The organism is Microbacterium sp. H6, from assembly GCF_003314775.1.
GTDB lineage: Bacteria > Actinomycetota > Actinomycetes > Actinomycetales > Microbacteriaceae > Microbacterium > Microbacterium oxydans.
On record NZ_QOAY01000306.1, the window covers coordinates 33,984 to 55,069 of the forward strand.

The 21,086-nt window shown below is 68.1% G+C and carries 20 protein-coding genes and 1 tRNA gene; 11 read left to right on the forward strand and 10 right to left on the reverse strand.

The genetic code is table 11. The annotated features are described in order from the left end of the window. The first annotated feature begins 14 nt into the window (after nt 1-14). Nucleotides 15-2,501, forward strand: coding sequence for an aminopeptidase N (gene pepN / locus DSP71_RS20175; protein WP_113681896.1), 2,487 nt, complete (start codon nt 15-17; stop codon nt 2,499-2,501). Here the strand turns inward: pepN and DSP71_RS20180 are convergent. Both DSP71_RS20180 and DSP71_RS20185 read right to left on the reverse strand, forming a co-directional pair. Beyond that, on the reverse strand, nt 2,494-3,330 hold the full coding sequence (locus DSP71_RS20180; protein ID WP_258546579.1) for an aminoglycoside phosphotransferase family protein: 837 nt from the start codon (nt 3,328-3,330) through the stop codon (nt 2,494-2,496). The two genes, pepN and DSP71_RS20180, sit on opposite strands and share 8 nt — an antisense overlap. 48 nt (nt 3,331-3,378) lie before the next feature. Then, nucleotides 3,379-4,017 carry an MBL fold metallo-hydrolase gene (locus DSP71_RS20185; protein ID WP_113681898.1) on the reverse strand — a complete coding sequence of 213 codons (639 nt, stop codon included), beginning with the start codon at nt 4,015-4,017 and terminating at the stop codon, nt 3,379-3,381. 150 nt (nt 4,018-4,167) lie between these two features. On the opposite strand from DSP71_RS20185, the gene DSP71_RS20190 reads away from it, so the two are divergent. Continuing rightward, nucleotides 4,168-4,240 (forward strand) — tRNA-Glu (locus DSP71_RS20190). Nucleotides 4,241-4,300: 60 nt separating this feature from the next. On the opposite strand, the gene DSP71_RS20195 is transcribed toward DSP71_RS20190, so the two are convergent. From DSP71_RS20195 to DSP71_RS20210, 4 genes are all read right to left on the reverse strand, one after another. Continuing rightward, nucleotides 4,301-5,542, reverse strand: coding sequence for an MFS transporter (locus tag DSP71_RS20195; protein WP_113681899.1), 1,242 nt, complete (start codon nt 5,540-5,542; stop codon nt 4,301-4,303). Further along, entirely contained in the window at nt 5,542-6,090 is a 549-nt protein-coding gene (locus tag DSP71_RS20200; RefSeq protein WP_058630582.1) for a helix-turn-helix domain-containing protein, read from the reverse strand. The genes DSP71_RS20195 and DSP71_RS20200 overlap by 1 nt, the downstream gene beginning before the upstream one ends. A 117-nt stretch (nt 6,091-6,207) precedes the next feature. Further along, the gene (locus tag DSP71_RS20205) at nt 6,208-7,350 is read right to left on the reverse strand and encodes a DUF4349 domain-containing protein (protein ID WP_113681900.1); all 1,143 of its coding nucleotides are present in this window, start codon (nt 7,348-7,350) and stop codon (nt 6,208-6,210) included. Then, nucleotides 7,347-7,907 (reverse strand): RNA polymerase sigma factor, encoded by a 561-nt coding sequence (locus DSP71_RS20210; RefSeq protein ID WP_058630584.1) that lies wholly within the window; start codon nt 7,905-7,907, stop codon nt 7,347-7,349. The genes DSP71_RS20205 and DSP71_RS20210 overlap by 4 nt, the downstream gene beginning before the upstream one ends. Before the next feature lie 281 nt (nt 7,908-8,188). Between DSP71_RS20210 and DSP71_RS20215 the strand changes: the two genes are divergently transcribed. Continuing rightward, on the forward strand, nt 8,189-9,193 hold the full coding sequence (locus DSP71_RS20215; protein ID WP_113681901.1) for a TerC/Alx family metal homeostasis membrane protein: 1,005 nt from the start codon (nt 8,189-8,191) through the stop codon (nt 9,191-9,193). A 49-nt stretch (nt 9,194-9,242) separates the two neighbouring features. Continuing rightward, the gene (locus tag DSP71_RS20220) at nt 9,243-9,740 is read left to right on the forward strand and encodes a DUF427 domain-containing protein (RefSeq protein WP_113681902.1); all 498 of its coding nucleotides are present in this window, start codon (nt 9,243-9,245) and stop codon (nt 9,738-9,740) included. 17 nt (nt 9,741-9,757) lie between these two features. On the opposite strand, the gene DSP71_RS20225 is transcribed toward DSP71_RS20220, so the two are convergent. Beyond that, nucleotides 9,758-11,071, reverse strand: coding sequence for an LLM class flavin-dependent oxidoreductase (locus DSP71_RS20225; RefSeq protein WP_061017627.1), 1,314 nt, complete (start codon nt 11,069-11,071; stop codon nt 9,758-9,760). Continuing rightward, entirely contained in the window at nt 11,068-12,363 is a 1,296-nt protein-coding gene (locus DSP71_RS20230) for an O-acetylhomoserine aminocarboxypropyltransferase/cysteine synthase family protein (protein WP_058630586.1), read from the reverse strand. Before DSP71_RS20230 ends, DSP71_RS20225 begins: the two co-directional genes overlap by 4 nt. A 205-nt stretch (nt 12,364-12,568) precedes the next feature. On the opposite strand from DSP71_RS20230, the gene leuC reads away from it, so the two are divergent. From leuC to DSP71_RS20260, 6 genes are all read left to right on the forward strand, one after another. Beyond that, nucleotides 12,569-14,011: a 3-isopropylmalate dehydratase large subunit gene (leuC, locus tag DSP71_RS20235; RefSeq protein WP_113681903.1), complete on the forward strand. Its 1,443-nt coding sequence runs from the start codon at nt 12,569-12,571 to the stop codon at nt 14,009-14,011. Between the two features lie 3 nt (nt 14,012-14,014). Then, nucleotides 14,015-14,611, forward strand: coding sequence for a 3-isopropylmalate dehydratase small subunit (gene leuD, locus DSP71_RS20240; protein WP_113681904.1), 597 nt, complete (start codon nt 14,015-14,017; stop codon nt 14,609-14,611). Nucleotides 14,612-14,676: 65 nt separating this feature from the next. Next, nucleotides 14,677-16,044 (forward strand): UDP-N-acetylglucosamine 1-carboxyvinyltransferase, encoded by a 1,368-nt coding sequence (murA, locus tag DSP71_RS20245; protein ID WP_113681905.1) that lies wholly within the window; start codon nt 14,677-14,679, stop codon nt 16,042-16,044. Next, nucleotides 16,041-16,805, forward strand: a complete 765-nt coding sequence (locus tag DSP71_RS20250) for a 1-acyl-sn-glycerol-3-phosphate acyltransferase (protein ID WP_046748443.1) — start codon at nt 16,041-16,043, stop codon at nt 16,803-16,805. The genes murA and DSP71_RS20250 overlap by 4 nt, the downstream gene beginning before the upstream one ends. Further along, complete coding sequence (locus tag DSP71_RS20255) at nt 16,795-17,928, forward strand: NAD(P)H-dependent glycerol-3-phosphate dehydrogenase (RefSeq protein WP_113681906.1); 1,134 nt, start codon at nt 16,795-16,797, stop codon at nt 17,926-17,928. The genes DSP71_RS20250 and DSP71_RS20255 overlap by 11 nt, the downstream gene beginning before the upstream one ends. After that, nucleotides 17,834-18,916, forward strand: coding sequence for a D-alanine--D-alanine ligase family protein (locus DSP71_RS20260; protein WP_113681907.1), 1,083 nt, complete (start codon nt 17,834-17,836; stop codon nt 18,914-18,916). The genes DSP71_RS20255 and DSP71_RS20260 overlap by 95 nt, the downstream gene beginning before the upstream one ends. A gap of 20 nt (nt 18,917-18,936) precedes the next feature. On the opposite strand, the gene DSP71_RS20265 is transcribed toward DSP71_RS20260, so the two are convergent. Continuing rightward, complete coding sequence (locus DSP71_RS20265; RefSeq protein WP_113681908.1) at nt 18,937-19,419, reverse strand: DUF3515 domain-containing protein; 483 nt, start codon at nt 19,417-19,419, stop codon at nt 18,937-18,939. A gap of 23 nt (nt 19,420-19,442) precedes the next feature. Here DSP71_RS20265 and thiL point away from each other — a divergent pair, with 23 nt between their 5' ends. Continuing rightward, on the forward strand, nt 19,443-20,438 hold the full coding sequence (gene thiL, locus DSP71_RS20270) for a thiamine-phosphate kinase (protein WP_113681909.1): 996 nt from the start codon (nt 19,443-19,445) through the stop codon (nt 20,436-20,438). On the opposite strand, the gene rsmD is transcribed toward thiL, so the two are convergent. Beyond that, the gene (gene rsmD, locus DSP71_RS20275) at nt 20,408-21,025 is read right to left on the reverse strand and encodes a 16S rRNA (guanine(966)-N(2))-methyltransferase RsmD (protein WP_058630593.1); all 618 of its coding nucleotides are present in this window, start codon (nt 21,023-21,025) and stop codon (nt 20,408-20,410) included. The two genes, thiL and rsmD, sit on opposite strands and share 31 nt — an antisense overlap. Nucleotides 21,026-21,086: the final 61 nt, after the last annotated feature.

A 21,086-nucleotide genomic window follows, 5' to 3' on the forward strand; every position in this document is an offset into this window, starting at 1 on the left:
GACAGGATGGATGCATGGACACAGCCAACCTCACCCGCGAGGAGACGGCCGCGCGATCCGCCGCCGTCACCGTGCATCGCATCCGCGTCGAGCTCGACCTGACCGGTGCGCCGGAGCGCGCCCGTACCGGGTTCCCGACGGTGACGACCCTCGAGTTCGATGCGACGGGGGAGAGCACTTGGCTCGACTTCATCGGCGAAGAGGTCCGGAGTGTCTCGGTGAACGGCGTCGATCAGGAGGTCGTCTACGACGGCGCGCGCATCTCGCTCTCCGGTCTCGCGGCCGCCAACGTCGTGCGGGTCGAGGCGGTCGCGGCGTACAGCCGATCCGGTGAGGGACTGCACCGTTTCCATGACCCTGTGGACGACGAGACCTATCTCTACACGCAGTACGAGCCGGCGGACGCGCGCAGGGTGATGGCATGCTTCGAGCAGCCGGACATGAAGGCCGAGTACACGTTCGTCGTGGACGCCCCCACCGGGTGGCAGGTGCTCTCGAATCAGTCGCCTGCGCACACCGACCTGGGTGTCGGCGTGCAGCGTGTGGAGTTCGCCCCGACTCTGCCGATCTCGAGCTACATCACAGCGGTCGCTGCCGGTCCGTACTCGCGCGTCGACGGCGAGTGGCGGCGCGATGAGCAGCACATCGCCCTCGGCGTGCTCGTCCGGCGTTCGCTCGCCTCGCACCTCGACGCGGACGAGATCCTCGAGGTCACCAGGCAAGGGCTGGACTTCTTCACGGAGGCGTTCGCCTACCCATACCCGTGGGGTAAGTACGACCAGATCTTCGTGCCGGAGTACAACCTGGGCGCGATGGAGAATCCGGGTCTCGTGACCTTCACGGAGGCGTATCTCTCCCGCGGGGCGGCCACGGATGCACAGCGCGCTGCGCGGGCGAACACGATCCTGCACGAGATGGCGCACATGTGGTTCGGAGACCTGGTCACCATGACCTGGTGGGACGACCTCTGGCTGAAGGAGTCGTTCGCCGACTACATGGGCGCGCACGCGTCGGCGGTGGCGACGCGCTACCAGGACGCCTGGGTGACGTTCGCCGCGCGACGGAAGGCCTGGGCCTATCAGCAGGATCAGCTGCCCACGACCCACCCGATCGTCGCGGACATCACCGATCTCGAGGCGGCGAAGCTGAACTTCGACGGGATCACCTACGCCAAGGGTGCGGCTGTTCTGAAGCAGCTCGTGGCATTCGTCGGCGATGACGCGTTCTTCGAGGGCGCCCGCCGGTACTTCGCCGCCAACGCGTTCGGCAACACGACGCTGAACGACTTCCTGGTGCAGCTGAGCGCGGTCTCGGGCCGCGACATGAGCGACTGGTCGGCGGCATGGCTGCAGACCTCCGGAGTGTCGACGCTGTCGACGGAGACGGACGAGGAGGGACGCTCCGTCCTGGTGCAGACGGACCCGAGGCCCCACCGGCTCCGCATCGGCATGTACGAACGTCTCGACGGTCGTGTGCTCCGTCGCGAGCAGCAGGAGCTCGACGTGATCGGTGAGCGCACCGGGATCGAGCTGCCCGACGCCGATCTGGTGCTGCTCAACGACGACGACCTCACTTATGTGAAGGCGCGTCTGGACGCACGCTCCCTCCGCACGGTCGAGGAGTCCCTGTCCGCGATCGATGATCCGCTGGCACGTGCCCTCGTGTGGTCCTCGCTGTGGAACGCGACCCGCGACGGCGAGCTCGACGCGCTGCGCTACCTCCGAATCGTGCGCAGCCATGCGGCGGAGGAGTCCAACATCGGGCTGTTGACGGGCGTGCTGCCGAACGCGATCTACACGATCCGTCACTTCGTGCCGGACGCGAGTCGCGACGAGGAGCAGCGCCGCTGGACCGACACGGTGTGGAGCGCACTGGAGGCCGCCGATGCCGGCAGCGACGCGCAGCTCTCCTGGGCCCGAGCGTTCGCGACCGCGTCCGCTTTCGACGATCGTCGTCACGAAGAGGTGCGCGCGCTGCTGGAGGGGAATGTCCCGGAGGGGCTCGTGATCGACCCCGACCTGCGCTGGCAGCTCCTCACCGCGCTCGTGACCGTGGGGCAGGCTGATGACGAAGACGTGACGGCGGAGCAGGAGCGGGACGACACCGGCGACGGACGCACGGCTGCACGGCGCGCCCGTGCCTCACGGCCCGACGCGGATGTGCGGCGCGACGCATGGGACTCCGCGTGGAACGACCTCTCGCTCAGCAATGATCATCTCGATGCGGTGATCGGCGGCTTCCGTGCGGGGGGACGCCGTGATCTCATCTCCGAGTTCGACGACGAGTATTTCGTGCGGATCGGCCGAGCCTGGTCAGAGCGCAGCATCGAGATCGCGCGGCGCCTGGTCATCGGGCTCTTCCCCGCGTCGGAGTCGGTGGAGCCGGTGGATGCGTGGCTGGCCGCGAATCCGGCAGCGCCTGCCGCCCTCCGGCGGCTCGTGATGGAGCAGCGGGACCATCTCGCGCGCGATCTCCGTGTGCGTGCAGCTTCGGTCAGCTGATCAGTTCGGCGGCCGTCTGCTGACCGAGCGCGCGCAGATCCGCGCGATCATCGCTCGAGTGGCAGAGGATCGCGGCCATGGCCGCAGCCCAGGCTCGTGCCCTGACCCAGGTCGCGTCGTCGTACCTTCCGCCGGTGGCTCGGCGGAAGACATGTCGACCTTCGGCGTCGAAGGCGAGCCACCCTGCTGCGAGGTCGTAGGCGGGGTCGCCGGAGGTCACGTCGCCGAAGTCGATCACGGCGGACAGCCTGTCGCCGTCGATCAGGATGTTTCCGGGATGCAGGTCGCCGTGGATCCAGACCGGCTCCGTGGCGGGCTCGGCCTCGAGTCCCGCTGACCAGAGTTCTCCGAGAGGCGTGGCGATCGCTGCGGTCAGTTCGGCGAGTCGATCTCTGATGCTCTGGTCGCGTGCCACCAGCGGGACGCCGCGCACAGGGTTCACGGGTGCGTCGGCGGGCGCTTCGCGGTGGAGCAGGAGGAGGGCTGTCGCGAGTTGGGAGGCCCACGAGGTGTTGTCGCGGCGGGGGAGCCCGAGCGCCTGCCTCCCCGGCAGCCAGGGCACGATCGACCAGGGCCAGGGGAACTCCGGCGTCGGGGCGCCTGCGAACACCGGTAGAGGCGTGTGGATGTTCACGGCTGCGAGATGCATCGCGAAGAGGGGGAGTGCGTGCTGCTCGTGACGGATGAGCGGCGCTGCCCTGAGCCGGCGGGGCATGCGCACGGCGAGGTCCGATCCGAGACGCCAGGTGACGTTGTCCCAGCCCTCCGCGAAGCGCGTCAGCGGGAGGTCGCCGAGCTCGGGAGCCACCGTCCGAACGAGCCGTCTCACGCCGTGCTCGTCCAGGGTGAGCTCCGCGGCGGGGGAGCCGACCATGTTTCAGAGGTCGAGGGAGTCGCCGGGTTCCAGCACGAAGAACTCGCCGCCGCCCTGTTCGGTCGCCCACTGGAGCCGCTGACGATGCATGTTCTTGCCGATCACGGAAAGCGTCATGTCGTGGGTTCCGAACGCCCGGCGCGGCGCGACAGCCAGCACATAGTCCATGGCCTCGCCGATCTTCAGCCAGGGTGCGCCGAGGGGAGCGGCGAGGGTGCCGACGGAGACGCCCTCAGGGACCGCGTACGAGTCGCCGGGGTAGTAGAGCTCGTCGTTGATCAGCACGCCGACGTTCTCGACCGTCGGAAGCGAGGAGTGGATGACCTCGTGGGTGCCGCCGAAGAACCGCAGTGTGAAGCTGCCGACCTCCACCGAGTCCCCGGGGTTGACGACCGTGATGTCGTAGCCCTCGGCGGCGCGGGCGACACCGGCCGGCGCGAAGATCGGCGTCCCCGGTGCGTCGCGCAGGAGGCGGTCGAAGTGCTCGGATGTCCAGTGGTCCGGGTGCTCGTGGGTGATCATGATGGCCACCAGATCGGTGAGGTCGTTCAGCGGAGCGGTGAACGACCCGGGATCGACCAGGAGGGTCTCATCGTTCGCATCGATACGGAGGGCGGCATGTTCGAACTTGGTGACGCGCATGGGAAGAGTCAACTCCTTCGGAACGCGCACGGCAAACGGATCCGGTGCGCCACGCCCGGGATTCGTGACGGGGAGGCGTCGATTTGGCGCAGTGAGAATCGCCGTGGCATACTTGAACGGTTGTCGCGGAACGGAAACACTCCGCCAGACGGCCCCATCGTATAGCGGCCTAGTACGCTGCCCTCTCACGGCGGTAACGCGGGTTCGAATCCCGCTGGGGTCACACAACAGAGAAAGCCTCCGGTTCGCCGGAGGCTTTCTCATTTCCCAGGGTGGTCGTCGCTCATACAGCAGGCCTCAACGACAGCGACCGGAATAAACGGTTGCTCAGGGGCAGGATCATCAGCGCCATCATGGCTCCTCCGAAGAGTGCGAACGGCACCCAGAGCGCCGTCGACGACGCGAGAGCACCGAATCCGGCCATCGCCAGCGGCATCAGACAGTCGTCGCCGAGGCGCGTGAGCGAACTCATCCGGCCGAGGTAGGCGGTGTCGACGGTGGCCGAGAACGTCGCGCTCAACAGCACCGATGCGTAACCAGCCGTCGCGCCGATGACGAAGGCCGCCACAGCGACGCTCCACGCCGGCCCTATTCCGAGCGCGATGATCCCGGCGCCCTGAAGCACCAGCGCCCGGAACCCGCCGCGGGCCTCGTGGCTCGGACGCCACTTCGCGACGGAGATCGCGCCGAGCGCTGCACCGAGCCCGAGCAGCGCTTCGAAGAGTCCGACGGCCTGCGCGCCCCACCCCTCCGCATGGGCGCGGAGGGCGAGTCCGATTCCGATCGCTGGGCCGACCGCCAGATTGAGCCCGGAGAGGGCGATCACGAGCGTGCGGGTCGTGGGATTATCGGCGAGGTGCGCGAACCCGCGTGCGATCCCGCGCAGTGCCGACTCCTTCTCCGCTCTGGCGAGGCGGAAGCGCGGGCGGAGCCAGATCGCGATGAAGGCGACGACCAGTGTGAAGGTCAGGGCGTTCACGGACGCGCTTCCCGCAAGGCCGGCATGGGCCACGATGAATCCGCCTATCGCCGCCCCTCCCATGGTCCCCAGCCGCGAGGCCGTCTGAGCTGCTGCGCCGTAGGAGGGAAGGTCGGCGGCTCGCACGAGCTGACGGGCGATCGTCCCGGCGGACGGCTCGTAGAACGCGTCGCACACCCCGAACGCGATCGCCGCGAACAGCAGAACCGAGACGGTGGGCGGGGTGGCGAGCACCCACAGCGCCACGGCGACGAGCACGCCCACGCGCAGCACGTTGAACACGAGCATGATGCGGCGCGGGTCCGCGCGGTCGGCGATCACCCCTCCGAACAGCAGGATCACGGCACGCGGCACGGTACCGGCAGCGACGATCAGACCGGCGACAGCGGGGGAGGCCACCTGGACGGCCGTCCAGGCGAGCGCGATGGTCCACAGCGCATCGCCGGCATCCGACAGCGCCTTCACTCCGATCCAGGCGTGCACGAGACGATCGCGACGGAAAGGGGGAGGGGCGACGATCTCCTCCGGGTCGCTGACGGCGGACATCAGGGCTCCGTCGGGAACGCGTGCGCGAACACGAAGACTGGAGCACGGCGTCGGCCGTCGTCGAGATCGATGCCGTCCTGCCACTCCCTGATCGTCTCGAGGAGCCGCGCGGAGAGATCCCGTAGCTCGTCGGGTGAGGCCCACGCCGTGGTCTCCGTGTTGGATCCGTCGTACTCGGCGTATGCGGGGTCATGACGATGGCGATGCCAGCGCTGGAGCCGGTCGATCTGCATACGGATACCCTGACGCTGCGCCTCACGGGCGAGGAGGGCATCGGCGGGCGAGTCCGCGTAATCGTCTGTCGACCAGGTGAGACCCCGACGTGCCACTCTCCACCAGCTCGTGCGCTTGTCTCCGTCGGGATCAGGGGCGCGTTCGACGACGCCGGAGCGCTCCAGCATGCGAAGGTGATGGCTGATGCTGCCGACCTGACTGTCCAGCGCGCGGGCGATCGCCGTGACCTGTGCCGTTCCGTACAGGAGCAGATAGTCGTAGATGCGGCGGCGCAGCGGATGGTGCACAGCGGTGATAACGGAGATGTCTTCCACGGAAGACGACGCTAGGCTCACGGCGTCAAACGCACAAGGGTTCTTGTATACCGCGGAAAATCAAGGAACAGGCCGGTTCCTCACGTCAGGAGAACCGGCCCATTCCACGTCGGGCGATCAGTTGCCTTCGGCGGCCTCGGGCTGGGACGGGACCTGCTGGTCGCGACGACGCCGGCGCCGCCGGGCGCGGCGGATGAGCCAGACGAGCAGCACGACGGCGCCCGCGATCGCGAGCCAGGGGAGGAGGAAGCCGACCGCGATCACCAGAGCATTCAGCGACACGACGAGTCCGTTCCATCCCGCCATCAGACCGTCCCCGAAACCCGCAGGGTCGGCAGTCGTCGGTGCGGTCGCCTTCGTCAGCTGCACCTGCAGCGACGACATGGCGACCTGGTCGTCGAGCGCGGCGAGTTGCTGTTCGTACGATTCGAGCTGCGCCTGACGGTCGGTGAGCGCCACCTCGGCCTCGATCAGCTCGGAGACGCTGCCCGACTGCGCCATCAGGTGCGTGAGCCGCTCGACGGACGCCTTGGTGGAGTCGACCCTGGCCTGCAGGTCGATCGTGACGGAGGTCACATCCTGCTTCGAGGTGGAAGAGGAGAGTACTTCGCCGGTGTCGTCGAGTGCGGCGATCGCCTTCGGGAGGTCGGCGGATGGCACTCGGATGCTGATCCAGCCGTATGCCGAGTCTGCGGGATCTGGAACGGGCTCGGACGAGCCGTCGACGGCGACCGACTTCCCGATCTCGGTGCTCTCGACGTAGCCGCCGTGCTCCTCGGCAAGAGCGGCGATCTCAGCTGCTGCTTCGGAGATGTCCTTCACCTGAACGGTCGCCTGCGCCGTGGCGATGATCTCGCGACCGCTGTCGTTCGCCGCAACGCCGGGAAGCGCACCCGCGCTCGCGTCCGGGCTCAGAGCGCCGTCCGGTGCCGACTCGGCGGTCAGACCCGTGATCCGCTCGGGACCCGACGGTGCAGCATCCGTGGCGGAGTCTTCGGACATGCTGACGCCGTCGGCGGTGACGGAGCTCGCCCCGCCGACCGCGCTGAGGATGGGCGGGGTCACGAGAACTCCGACAGCGAAGGCTGCAGCGATACCGCCTGCCGTGAGCCAGCCGCGTCGCCGCGACCGCGTCTCTTTCGCGGTGCGCGGTGCCCGCGCCCGCTCTGCGGCGATCTCTGTGAACACGGCGTCTTCGATGCGGGCGATGGTCTCGTCCGAGAGCTCTGGCAGGTCGCCGCTGGTGGTCTGGTCGTTCATGCGTCCCTCGCTTCGGTCACGGCGCCTCGCAGCTGCGTGCGCACTCGTGAGAGACGGTTCCGGACGACGGCGTGCGTCACCCCGAGCTCATCCGCAGCGACCTGGTAGGCGTATCCCTCCGTGGCGCACAGACGGAAGACCTCACGATCCAACTCGCTGAGCGTGCCCACCTCGCGGGTGATCCGCGCCGCGAGCTCCGCGGTGATGACCTGTTCCTCGACGCTCACCGTGTCCGCCAGCAGTGTCTCGTCGACGGCCTCGGCGGTGTGCGCCTGGTCTCGCCGACGCTGCCGGAGCCGATTCGCCGCCTGGAACCGGCAGATCGTGGCGAGCCACGGAAGGATCGACTCGCCCCGGAGTTCGAGGTCGGGCAGCTTCCGCCAGGCGACGACGAACGTCTCCTGTGTCACGTCCTCGGCATCCGCCGACGAGGCGAGGATTCCCTGAGCGATCCAGTACACGGGTCGCACGTGAGCGCGGTACAGCTCGCGGAAGGCGCTCTCGTCGCCGCCCGCGGCCTGCGCCGCCCATCTCTGATCATCTGTGTGCAGGGGCATCCTGGTTCCGTTCGGTGTCTCTCACGAGGAGAGTGTCGATCGCCGCCCCATCGTCTCAGATCGGTGGTCCATGCCGAGCGGGCGGATGAGATTCGAATGCAATCCGTTCCCGCTCGCCCCGTGCCTCGGGTAGCATTGCCCGGGCGAGAGGGAGTATCCCGCAAACACGCGTCCGTCATCACGAGCACCGTCATCGTTGCTCCGGGCGCGCGACGCACATCCGTGCGGGGGAGAGACTTTCGACTCCTTCCCGACCCCTCCGCGAAAGGTCCAGTGCGCCCTTGGAAATCCCCGTCTGGTTCGAGATCACCTCGATGGTCGTCCTCACGATCATCCTGATCGGTGACCTGCTGCTCATCCGGCTGCGGCCGCACATCCCGTCGACGAAGGAATCCACCCTCTGGGTCGTGTTCTACGTCGGCCTCGCGCTGCTGTTCGCGGTGCTCCTCGGCAACGTCGGCGGCTGGCAGAACGCGGGCGATTTCATCACCGGGTGGGCGCTGGAGTACAGCCTCTCGATCGACAACCTGTTCGTGTTCGTGCTGATCATGGCGCAGTTCGCCGTACCGCGGCGCCTGCAGCAGCAGGTGCTCATGATCGGCATCATCATCGCGTTGGTGCTGCGCGGGCTCTTCATCCTGGCCGGTGTCGCGATCGTCGAGAACTTCTCGCCGATCTTCTACATCTTCGGCGCGTTCCTCATCTGGACCGCGATCCGTCAGGCGATGCCGGAGGGTGACCACGAGGGAGAGGTGCAGCGCGAGAACTTCATCGTCCGTCTGCTGCGTCGTCGAGTCGACATCAGCGAGACCTATGACGGCTCGAAGATCCGCACGACGGTCGACGGCAAGCGGATGTGGACGCCCATGGTGATCGTCTTCATCACGATCGGTGTGACCGACCTGATCTTCGCGATCGACTCGATCCCCGCGATCTTCGAGATCACGACGAACGGCTTCCTCGTCTTCGCGGCGAACATCTTCGCGCTCATGGGTCTGCGTCAGCTGTACTTCCTGCTCGGCGATCTGCTCGATCGCCTGCGCTACCTCCACTACGGCATCGCCGTCATCCTCGGCTTCATCGGCGTGAAGCTGATCCTGCACGCCCTGCATGTCAACGAGCTGCCGTTCATCAACGGCGGGGAGCACGTGGAATGGGTCCCCGACATCAGCAACATGGTCTCGCTCGGCGTGATCCTGGCGTCGATGACCATCGCCACGGTCGCGAGCCTCATCGCCTCCGCGCGTGAGAAGCGGGCGGCGCGGACCACGACCCCCGTCGAATGACGCGGCACGGTATCGCGCGACACATCGCGAGCAGACGTAGGGTGAGCAGATGCACACGCCGCGCCCCATCGTCCCCGCCGCTGGGCAGGAATCCGTCTGGGACTACCCGAGGCCACCGCGTGTCGAGGCAGTCGTGGAGCGCATCACGATCCGGCTCAGCGGCCAGCTGATCGCCGACACGGTGGACGCCGTCCGCGTGCTGGAGACGAGTCATCCTCCGGTCTACTATCTTCCGATCGCGGACTTCGTCCCCTGTGCTCTCGTCGCCGCCGCCGGCTCGTCGTTCTGCGAGTTCAAGGGCTCCGCACGATACTTCGATGTGCGCGCCGGCGACACAGTGCGCCCAGGAGCCGCCTGGACCTACCCGCAACCGGCTCGCGGGTTCGAGATCCTGTCCGATCGGGTCGCCGTGTACGCGGGGCAGATGGATGAGTGCACCGTCGGCGACGAGGTCGCTTCTCCGCAGCCGGGCGGGTTCTACGGCGGCTGGGTCACCTCGTGGGTCGTCGGCCCCTTCAAGGGCGTTCCCGGCTCGCGGGGTTGGTGAGGCTCGGTCGGGATCGGTCAGAACTGGTGGAGGTTCGCCTGCAGGCCGCCCTCCGCGTACTCGCGCCGGAGGATGCCGCGTCGACGCAGGACGGGGACGAGCTCGTCGAGCGTGCGGTGGAGGGTCACCGGATGGAAGTCGCCCCAGAGCAGCACGCCGTCGTTGCCCCATTCGCCGAGCTCCTCGATCAGATCGGCGAACTCGTGCGCGGTCCCGACGAACCCCGTACGGTCCGTGATCCTGCCGGTGCGGGCGAGGGCTGTGAGGTGAGCGCGCAACGGGGCATCCTGGTCGCGATCGCCGACCAGACGCTGGATGCTCCCACGGGAGACGTGCGCTCCGAAGATGGAGATGTCGAGTGGCTCGTCGAGGTCGAGGGAGGTCAGATCGGTCTCGAGGTCGCTCGACTGCTTGCGCGCGATCTGGACGAGGGCGGAATCGTCGGGCTGCGCCGACGCCGCGACGATCCGATCGGCCTCCTCGCTCGACGACGTGATCACGGGCTGGATGGCGAAGAGGATCTTGATGTCCTCAGGTCGCCTTCCCTTCGCGAGCGCGGCATCGTGCACCTTGGCGCGATACTCTCGCACGGATTTCTCGTGCAACGGAGCGAGCGCGAGCTGCACATCGGAGTTGGCGCCTGCGAAGCCGAGCCCGCGGCCGGAACCGCCGGGTGAGACGATCGCGGGATCCCCGTCGGTGAAGGGCACGGCGTTCAGCGGCCCGTCGAAGGCGAAGTACTCGCCGCGATGCTCGGTGGCCCGCAGCCGGCTGCCGTCCGCGAAGACACCGGTCTCACGGTCGGCGATCAAGGCGCCGTCATCCCAGCTGCGCCACAGGGCGCGGATACCGGAGAGCCATTCCTCTGCCCGGTCGTATGCCTCGTCGTGACCGAGCTGCGCCGCGTCGGAGAAGTGCCGTGCGCTGCCCGTGTCGGTGACGACGTTGAGGCCCAGCCGGTGTCCGCTCAGGTGCTGCAGCGTCGCGAACTGCCGCGCCGCGGTGTACGGGAGGTAGGCCGCCGGGTTGACGGTGGGCACCACGCCGAGGTGCCTGGTGGCCTGGAAGAGGTAGGGCGCGAGGAGAAGAGGGTCGTGTTTGGGGCCGCCGAACGCATGCCGCACGCGCAGGTCGATCGTCGAGGGCGATCCCAGCGACGGCGCATCCTCGATGATGACGAGATCGAACCCCGCCTGTTCGAGCGTGCGTGCGGCGTGCTGATAGACGTCGGGGCGCGTCCAGTCGTAGTCCCAATCGAGCGCGGGGTAGCCCCACCCCTGCGGCCCGAAGCCGCGCGCGAGGAACCAGCCGAAGTGCTGTGGGCGGCTCATGCCACCGTCTCCCGCACGTGCTGCAGCACGTGGGACAGGTCGGAGATGAGATCGTCCACGTCCTCGATGCCGATCGAGAGTCGCAGAGTTCCCGGACGGACGCCGAGGACCTCGCGCTCCTCTTCGGTCCGCTGGGCATGACTCGTCGTTCCTGGGTGCAGCACCAGAGAGCGCACGTCGCCGATGTGGGTCATGTGCGTGAAGACCTGCACGTGCTCGACGAATCTTCGAGCCGCCGGAAGCCCTCCTCGCAACGTGAACGTGAAGATCGAGCCGGAGCCACCATCGAGATACCGTCGCCCGAGTTCGTGATCCGGGTGGGAGGGGAGCCCGACGTAGTCCACGCTCTCGACTTCGGCGTGCTGCTCCAGCCACTGCGCGATCTGCAGTGCATTCCGTGACTGCCTCTCCACACGCAGCCCCAGGGTCTCCACGCCCTGCCCGATCAGGAAGGCGTTGAGAGGCGAGGGGGAAGCGCCGAATCGCGGGGCCACGGACTCTCGCGCGTACCCGATCCGTGCGCGTCCGCCGTGGCGGGCGAAGACGCTGGGCGTGTCACCACGACCGGGAAGGACCAGGTGGGGTGCATTGTGGCCGGCGAGGTCTGCGTCGAAACGGCCGTCGTCGACGATCACACCGCCGAGGACGGATCCGTGCCCGGCGAGGAACTTCGAAGCGGAGTGCACCACGATGGCCGCACCATGCTCGATCGGACGCAGCAGCGCCGGCGTCGCCAGCGTGTTGTCGACGATCAGCGGGATCGCGTGCTCGTCGCCGATGTCGCTGACGCCGCGCACATCGAGAACGTCGTTGCGGGCGTTCGCGAGCGACTCCGCGAACAGTGCCCGCGTGTTCGGGCGGATCGCGGCACGCCAGGCCTCCGGGTCGGAGATGTCGTCGATGAACGTGGTCTCGATGTCGAGTCGGGCCAGGTTGTCGAGGAAGAGACCCCTCGTCCCTTCGTAGATGTGCGTGGAGGAGACGATGTGATCGCCGGCACCCGCGACGGTGAGCAGAGCCGTCGCCACGGCGGCCTGCCCGCTCGCGACCAGAACCGCGTCCGCCCCCGACTCGAGAGCGGCGAGCTGGCGCTCCACCGCGCGCACCGTGGGGTTCCCCGTTCGGGTGTACCCGAATCCGGTACCGGTGCTGAAATGATCCGCCGCGTGGTCGAAGTCGTCGAACTCGAAGCCCGCAGTGAGGTAGATCGGCGTGGCCCGAGAGGCGGCCGTCTCTCTGCTTCTCGCCGCATGGACCGCGCGGGTGGCGAAGCGGGCGGTGTCGACGGTCATGCGGTGCCTCTCGGTCGGTCGATGCGCAGCTGGTGCGGGTGTCCTCAGAGTGTCATGACGGGTCGGGGCATGTCGGAGCGGTGGTAATCTGACGTCATGCGGACCGTGCTCCTTCTTCTTAGGCGCCGCGACGAGACCTCGTTCTGAGCCCCTCCTCGTCGCGGAGTCCATCGTGGGCCGAACCGCCAGCCACAGGAGACACGCCATGACCACCACCGCCGGTGCGGATTCCGCACGCCCCAGGACACTCGCCGAGAAGGTCTGGGACGACCACCTCGTCGTGAAGGGCGAGGACGGGGAGCCCGACCTCATCTACATCGACCTCCACCTCGTGCACGAGGTCACCAGCCCGCAGGCGTTCGACGGCCTGCGCAGCGAGGGGCGTCCACTGCGGCGCCTCGACCTGACGATCGCGACCGAGGACCACAACACCCCGACGTGGGAGATCGACAAGCCGATCGCCGACCTGACCAGCCGGACGCAGATCGAGACGCTCCGACGCAACGCTGCCGAGTTCGGTGTGCGTCTGCACTCGCTCGGCGATGCGGAGCAGGGGATCGTGCACGTCGTCGGTCCTCAGCTCGGATTGACGATGCCCGGGATCACCGTGGTCTGCGGTGACTCGCACACGTCCACCCACGGCGCGTTCGGTGCGATGGCGTTGGGCATCGGCACCAGCGAGGTCGAGCACGTCATGGCGACCCAGACGCTTCCGCTCAAGCCCTTCAAGACGATGGCCATCAACGTCGAGGGCACTCTGCGTGCCGGCGTCACGGCGAAGGACATCATCCTGGCCGTGATCGCGAAGATCGGGACCGGAGGCGGTCAGGGCTACGTCCTCGAGTACCGCGGCAGTGCGATCCGAGCGCTCTCCATGGAGGGTCGCATGACGATCTGCAACATGTCGATCGAGGCCGGTGCCCGCGCCGGGATGGTGGCGCCGGACGAGACGACCTTCGCCTACCTCGAGGGCCGCCCGCACGCCCCGAAGGGCCAGGACTGGGACGATGCCGTCGCTTACTGGCGCACGCTCCCGACCGACGACGGGGCGACGTTCGACGCGGAGGTCTTCATCGACGCCGACGAGCTGGAGCCCTTCGTGACGTGGGGCACCAACCCCGGACAGGGGAGCTCGCTCTCCGCCGCGGTTCCGAATCCCGCCGAGATCGCCGACCCGAACGAGCGCGCGGCCGCCGAGCGCGCCCTGGAGTACATGGATCTGACTCCGGGTACGCCACTCAAGGAGGTGCCGGTCGACGCGGTCTTCATGGGCTCGTGCACCAACAGTCGCATCGAGGATCTGCGCGCGTTCGCATCGATCATCCAGGGCAAGAAGAAGGCCGATGGCGTGCGCGTCATGGTGGTGCCCGGATCCGCCAGAGTGCGCCTGGAGGCTGAGGCCGAGGGCCTGGACAAGGTGATCAAGGACTTCGGTGCGGAGTGGCGCTTCGCCGGCTGTTCGATGTGCCTGGGCATGAACCCCGATCAGCTGGCCCCGGGGGAGCGCTGCGCATCGACATCGAACCGCAACTTCGAGGGTCGTCAGGGCAAGGGAGGGCGCACTCACCTCGTGTCGCCCCTCGTCGCCGCTGCGACGGCGATCCGCGGCACCCTGTCCAGCCCGAGCGACCTGACGGAAGGGTTCTGACCCATGGAGAAGTTCACCACCCACACCGGCATCGCCGCTCCGCTGAAGCGTTCGAACGTCGACACCGACCAGATCATCCCTGCGGTGTTCCTGAAGCGCGTCACGAAGACCGGCTTCGAAGACGCGCTGTTCCACGGCTGGCGCCAGGACCCCGAGTTCGTGCTCAACCAGCCGTCTTTCCAGGGTGCCTCCGTGCTCGTCGCCGGTCCTGATTTCGGCACCGGTTCCAGCCGTGAGCACGCCGTGTGGGCGTTGCGCGACTTCGGCTTCAAGGTCGTGCTCAGCCCGCGTTTCGCCGACATCTTCCGCGGCAATGCGGGCAAGCAGGGCCTGCTCGCCGCGACGATCTCGGAACAGGATCTCGAGCGGTTCTGGGCCGAGATCGACCGGAATCCCGGTGCGCAGATGACCGTCGACCTCGAGGCGCGCACCGCGTCGATCGGTGACGTCCAGGCCGAGGTCGGGATCGACGATTACACTAGATGGCGGCTCCTCGAAGGGCTCGATGACATCGGGCTCACGCTGCGCAACGAAGACAAGATCGCGCAGTTCGAGGCCCGTCGCGAGTCGTGGCGGCCCCGAACCCTTCCCGTTCAGTAGACGGTGGGGGCGGGGGAGCCAGGGGCAACCCGCCCCCGAAATCCGTAGATGAAGTGAGGCTCCGAATGACGACACCTGTGCGCGACGCTCTTCCGGACGGAGTCCCTGCACTCACCGGAGACGTCCTCGCCATTCGCGGCGGACGCCCGCTCCGGGGACGCGTCGACGTCAAGGGCGCGAAGAACCTGGCCACCAAGGCCATGGTCGCCTCGCTCCTCGGCGAGACCGTGAGCACACTGCGCGATGTGCCGGCGATCAGCGATGTGGCCGTCGTCCGCTCGTTGCTCGAAGTCCACGGCGTCCGCGTCTCAGAGGGCGATGAGCCCGGTTCGCTCGTGTTCGACCCGAGCGATGTGGAGTCCGCGCACTTCGAGGAGATCGACGCGCACGCGGGGGCATCGCGCATCCCGATCCTGTTCTGCGGCCCGCTGCTGCACCGTCTCGGCCAGGCGTTCATCCCCGACCTCGGCGGCTGCCGCATCGGCGACCGTCCGATCGACTTCCACCTGGACGCACTGCGCAAGTTCGGCGCCATCGTCGAGAAGCTCCCCAGCGGCATCCGCCTCTCGACCGGGGGAACCCGCCTGCACGGCGCGAACATCCACCTCCCGTACCCGAGCGTCGGCGCGACCGAGCAGGTGCTGCTGACAGCAGTCCGTGCCGAAGGCGTCACCGAGCTGCGCAACGCGGCCATCGAGCCCGAGATCATGGACCTGATCGCGGTGCTGCAGAAGATGGGCGCGATCATCTCCTACGAGCCGAACCGGGTCATCGTGATCGAAGGCGTGGAGAAGCTCCGCGGCTACGACCACCGCTCGATCTTCGACCGCAACGAAGCCACATCGTGGGCCTCCGCAGCGCTGGCCACCGACGGTGAGATCTTCGTCGGCGGCGCCAAGCAGCAGGAGATGCTGACCTTCCTCAACGTCTTCCGCAAGGCTGGCGGCTGGTTCGACATCCAGGAGGACGGCATCCTGTTCCGTCGCGACGGCGACATCAAGCCGGTCGTGATCGAGACGGATGTGCACCCCGGCTTCATGACCGACTGGCAGCAGCCGCTCGTGGTCGCACTGACCCAGGCGCACGGTCGATCGGTCGTGCACGAGACGGTGTACGAGAACCGCATGGGCTTCACCGACGCGCTCGTGAAGATGGGTGCCGACATCGTCGTGCACCCCCGGGGTCTGCAGGACGGACCGCGCCGCGTGCCGCGTCGCGACCTCGAACAGGCCGCCGTCATCACCGGCCCCACGCCGCTGCACGGTGCTGACATCGTGGTCCCCGACCTTCGCGGGGGATACAGCCACGTGATCGCAGCCCTGACGGCCACGGGCGAATCGAAGGTGTCGGGTGTCGACATCCTGAGCCGGGGGTATGAGAAGTTCCTCGCCAAGCTCGACGCGCTCGGCGCCGACTTCGACGTCATCCGGTGACCGCCGTGACGTCCCGTTCATCGGAGACGAAGCGTCCGAGCATCTTCTGGCCGCTCGCGGCGCTCGTCATCCCCCCGGTGTCGCTGATCGCGAAGATCCGGATCCGCGGGGCCGAGAAGCTGCCGCAGCAGGGTTCCTACATCTTGGCGCCCAACCACTACTCGGAGTTCGATCCGCTGATCGTCGCGGTCGCCGTGTGGCGTGCCGGTCGTGCGCCGCGGTTCATGGCCAAGGAGAGCCTGTTCAAGGTTCCCGTTCTCGGCTGGTTCCTGCACCGCACGGGCATGATCCCCGTCGCGCGGACGTCTTCTGCGGCGTCCGCGCGTCAGACGATGAAGCAGTCGGAAGAGCTCGTGGAGCACGGCCGCGGCGTGATCGTCTATCCGGAAGGCACGCTGACGCGGGATCCCGACCTGTGGCCGATGCGCGGCAAGTCGGGCGCGGTGCGACTGGCACTCGCCGACGGCATCCCGCTGATCCCGATGGCACAGTGGGGCACGCAGGAGATCATGGGGCGCTACCAGAAGGGTCTGAGCCTCTGGCCGCTGCGCAAGCCCGTGACGGTGCTCATCGGCGACCCGGTCGACGTGTCCGATCTGCGAGGGCGCGCCGGGGAGCCGGCAGCCCTCAACGAAGCGACCACTCGGCTCATGAACGCGATCACGGCGCTCCTCGAGGAGATCCGCGACGAGAAGGCACCGGCCGAACGTTGGAATCCCGCAACCCACGGCCAGAAGGAGACGGGACGCCTTGACTCCTAAGAGAACCGCGCCGGTCGGTCCACGAGTCGCCGTGATCGGCGCGGGCAGCTGGGGCACGACCTTCGGGAAGATCCTCGCCGACGGCGGCGCGCAGGTGACGATGTGGGCGCGCCGAGCCGAGCTCGCGCAGGAGATCAACGAGGGCAAGCGGAACTCCCGCTACCTGCCAGGGATCAACCTTCCGCGCACCATGGCTGCGACGCATGAGCTCGCGACCGCGCTCGACGGCGCCGACCAGGTCTACCTTTCCGTGCCGAGCCAGTCGTTGCGGGAGAACCTGAAGGCGCTGCGGCCGCTGATCGCCGACAGCGACACGAAGATCATCAGCCTCATGAAGGGCGTCGAGCGCGGCACCGGGCTGCGGATGAGTCAGGTCATCCAGCAGGAGCTGCGCTGCGACCCCGATCGCGTGGCCGTGGCGTCCGGGCCGAACCTCGCACTCGAGATCGCCCGTGAGCAGCCGACCGCAGCCGTCATCTCGTCGCGGAGCCAGGAGACGGCGGAGATCGTCGCACGCGCAGCACGGAACAGCTACTTCCGCACCTTCGTGAACACCGACGTGATCGGGACCGAGTTCGGCGGCGTCCTGAAGAACCTGATCGCGGTCGCGATCGGGATCGTCGACGGCGTGGGCTACGGCGAGAACACCAAGGCGTCGATCATCACCCGCGGACTGGTGGAGATGACCGACTTCGCCGTGGCGAACGGCGCGCATCCGGAGACTCTCCAGGGTCTCGCGGGTCTCGGCGATCTCATCGCCACATGCCAGTCCCCGTTGAGTCGCAACAACACCGCCGGGCGTCTGCTCGGACAGGGGTACAGCTTCCAGGACGTGGTGAAGCAGATGCAGCAGACCGCAGAGGGGCTCGCGTCCGTCGCGCCGATCCTCCAGCTGGCGCGCGAGGCGGAGATCGACATGCCCATCGTCGAGCAGGTGAAGATGGTGCTCGACGGCAAGATGGATCCGCGGGACATCGCACCCCACCTGACGACGGACGACGACACCCCGCAGGGTGAGAGGACCAACCATGGACAAGCAGACGGTGGTGGTGCTCTTCGGCGGGCGCTCCAGCGAGCATTCGATCAGTTCCGCAACGGCGGGGGGCGTTCTGGGGGCGATTGATCGCGACCGATACGACGTGATCCCCGTCGGGATCACTCGCGAGGGCGCTTTCGTGCTCGAGGACGACGACCCGGCGAAGTTCCCCCTGGACGCGGAGCACCTCCCGGAGGTCGTCGACAACGGCACGCGTGTCCTGTGGCCCGAGCCGGGAGGCGATCGCTCACTCCGTGTGGTGCAGACCGACGGCTCCGTCGCGGGCCTCGGTGAGATCGATGTCGTGCTCCCGATCCTGCACGGACCGCACGGCGAGGACGGGACGATCCAGGGATACTTCGACACGCTCGAGGTTCCCTACGCCGGTGGTGGCGTGCTCGATTCCGCACTGTGCATGGACAAGCACTTCATGAAGATCGCCCTGGAGGCGGCCGGGATCCCGGTCGCGCCCTGGGTGACGGTGCGGCGAAAGGACTGGGACCGTGACGCCTCCGACGTGCGCACGCGGGCCGCGGGCCTCGGTCTTCCTGTGTTCGTGAAGCCCGCGCGGGCGGGCTCGAGTGTCGGCGTCTCCAAGGTCGAGAATGCCGACGAACTCGATGCGGCGCTGGCCGTGGCGTTCGCCGAGGACGACAAGGTGCTGATCGAGACCGGCGTGAGCGGCCGCGAGATCGAGGTCGCCGTGCTCGAGGGCGTCGACGGCGTCCGTGCATCGCTCCCCGGGGAGATCGTGCTGACGTCGCGGGGTTTCTACGACTTCGAGGGCAAGTACCTCGGTGGGGACGGTGTGGACGTCGTGTGTCCTGCGGACCTCACTGAGGCAGAGCGCACCGCCATCCAGGAGATCGGTGTCCAGGCCTTCGAGGCGGTGGACGGGCGCGGGCTCGCGCGTGTCGACATGTTCCTGACACCGTCCGGCGAACTCGTGGTGAACGAGCTCAACACGATGCCGGGGTTCACGCCCATCTCGATGTTCCCCAAGTGCTGGGTCGCGTCGGGTCTGAGCTACGGCGATCTCATCACCGAGCTCGTCGAAGCCGGCCTTCGCCGCTGAGCGTCCGGTTCCTCGGGGGGTCAGCCTGCGGGGAACTCGACGCGATCAGTGCACTGCCCGGTGGCAGGCTGAAGCCCCGACTGGATGCTGGCCGAGATCTTGTCGACGATGGTCTGGAAGTCGATCTGCTCGCCGCGCTTGATCGTGACCTCCACCGCAGGGTCGCGACCGAATGTGACGAGGCGCTGACGCTCCTCCTCCTGCTCGAGGACCAGCCAGTCGACTCCGCCGATGGTCGTGCACACCAGCGCGGACGGAGCAGGGGGTTCTACGCCGCAGCGCAGAACGACCGTGGGGTCTCCCCACGCACCTGTCGCCTGCGCATCGGTGAAGACGCGATCGAGACCGCCGACGCTCTCCGGGAGCAGTACAGACACGTTCGCGCATGCGGGGTTGTTCGCATCCGCTGCGGGCTCGAGATGTACGGTGGTCGCACAGCCGGCGAGCACAGCGCTGAGTGCCGCTGCTCCGGCGAGGGCAGCGAGGCGACGGGAACGGGGCATGCTTCCAGGCTACCTTTGACAGCATGCCCTCCCGACCCGACGCCGACGATCCACGCCTGGGAGATGTGCCCGAAGGGCGCATTCTCCGCGCGATACTGTCACGCACACCGGCCGCCTCGCACGCGCTCATCGGGCCGGGCGATGACGCCGCAGTGATAGCGACCCCGTCGGGCTCCGTGGTGGCGACGACCGACACGCTGGTGCACGGCCCCGACTTCCGCCTCGCCTGGTCCAGCGGATACGACCTCGGCTGGAAGTCCGCGGCGGTGAATCTCGCGGACGTCGCTGCCATGGGCGCGCGCCCGACGGCGCTCCTGGTCGCACTCGCGGTGCCGCGTGAAATGCGGCTCTCCTTCGTCGAGCGACTCGCCGACGGCTTCCGGGATGCCTGTGCCGCGCTCGCGCCGGGCTGTGCGGTCGTCGGTGGTGATCTCACCGTCTCCGACACGTTGACCGTCGCGGTCACGGCCCTGGGCGACCTGGAGGGACGCGCAGCGGTGACGCGGAGCGGCGCACGTCCTGGTGACGTGGTCGCCGTCGCCGGGGAGCTCGGTCACGCGGCACGCGGTCTCGCCGTTCTGTTCGGGAGGTTCCGGGATGGGGATGTGCCGGTGCCCGTCGACCCTGGCGCTCTCGCAGCAGGCGAGAGCGAAGCGGTGAAGGCGCAGTTGCGCCCGTCGCCCCCGATCGGTCTCGGTGCGGTGGCGGCGACGGCCGGCGCGACCGCCATGATGGACATCTCCGACGGGCTGGCACTCGATGCGCGACGGATGGCTGCCGCGTCCGGCGTGACGATCGCCCTCGACAGTGCGCTCCTCGGCGCCGATCCGGCGCGAGCTCTCGCCGGGGGAGAGGATCACGCGCTGCTCGCCACCTTTCCCGAGGCGCTCCTGCCGCCGGCGTTCCGAGCCATCGGTAGGGTGCGCGCCGCCGGCGATGAGGACCTGCTGTGCGATGAGCAGCCGGTCGACCTCAGCGGTTGGGATCCCTATCGGGACTGGGACTCGGCCGCGGGCTGACCCACGGGGCCAGGGTCCTCGTCCTCCGTCGCTGGCTCGGCCCACCACAGGGTGGTGTCGCCGTACGACTTCTCGCGGAACTGCTCCAGGTTCGCGGCGCCGAAGTCCGGAGGCGTGGACCGACGAGCTCGTTCCACCACCACCACCGCGTCCGAGGACAGCAGCGGTGCGAGCGCGACGAGGTCGGCCGTCATGGCCGCGTCGTCGAGGTCGTAGGGCGGATCGCTGAACACGAGGTCGTAGGGTCCGACGGCGCGATGCAGGAAGGCATGCGCCGTGCTCTCGTGAACGCGTCCGAGCGGGAGGCTCCCCGCCTTCGCGACGACTTCCGCGTTGCGTCGGACGATGGCTGCGGCCTGGCGACCGCGTTCCACGAATTCGACGCTCGCTGCTCCACGGCTGAGCGACTCGAGTCCGAGGGCACCCGAGCCGGCGTACAGGTCGAGGACCCGTGCACCGGCGATGGCGCTCAGGGACTCCAGTGCGCCGAACAGCGATTCGCGTACACGGTCGCTCGTGGGTCGGGTTCCCGAGCCCGGAACCTCGAGCCGGGCCCCTCTCGCGCTGCCTGCGATGATCCTCGTCACCCGTTCACGATACGACAGCTCGCGTGCCCGCCGTGTCCGTCGTGTTCCCTAGACTCGGAGC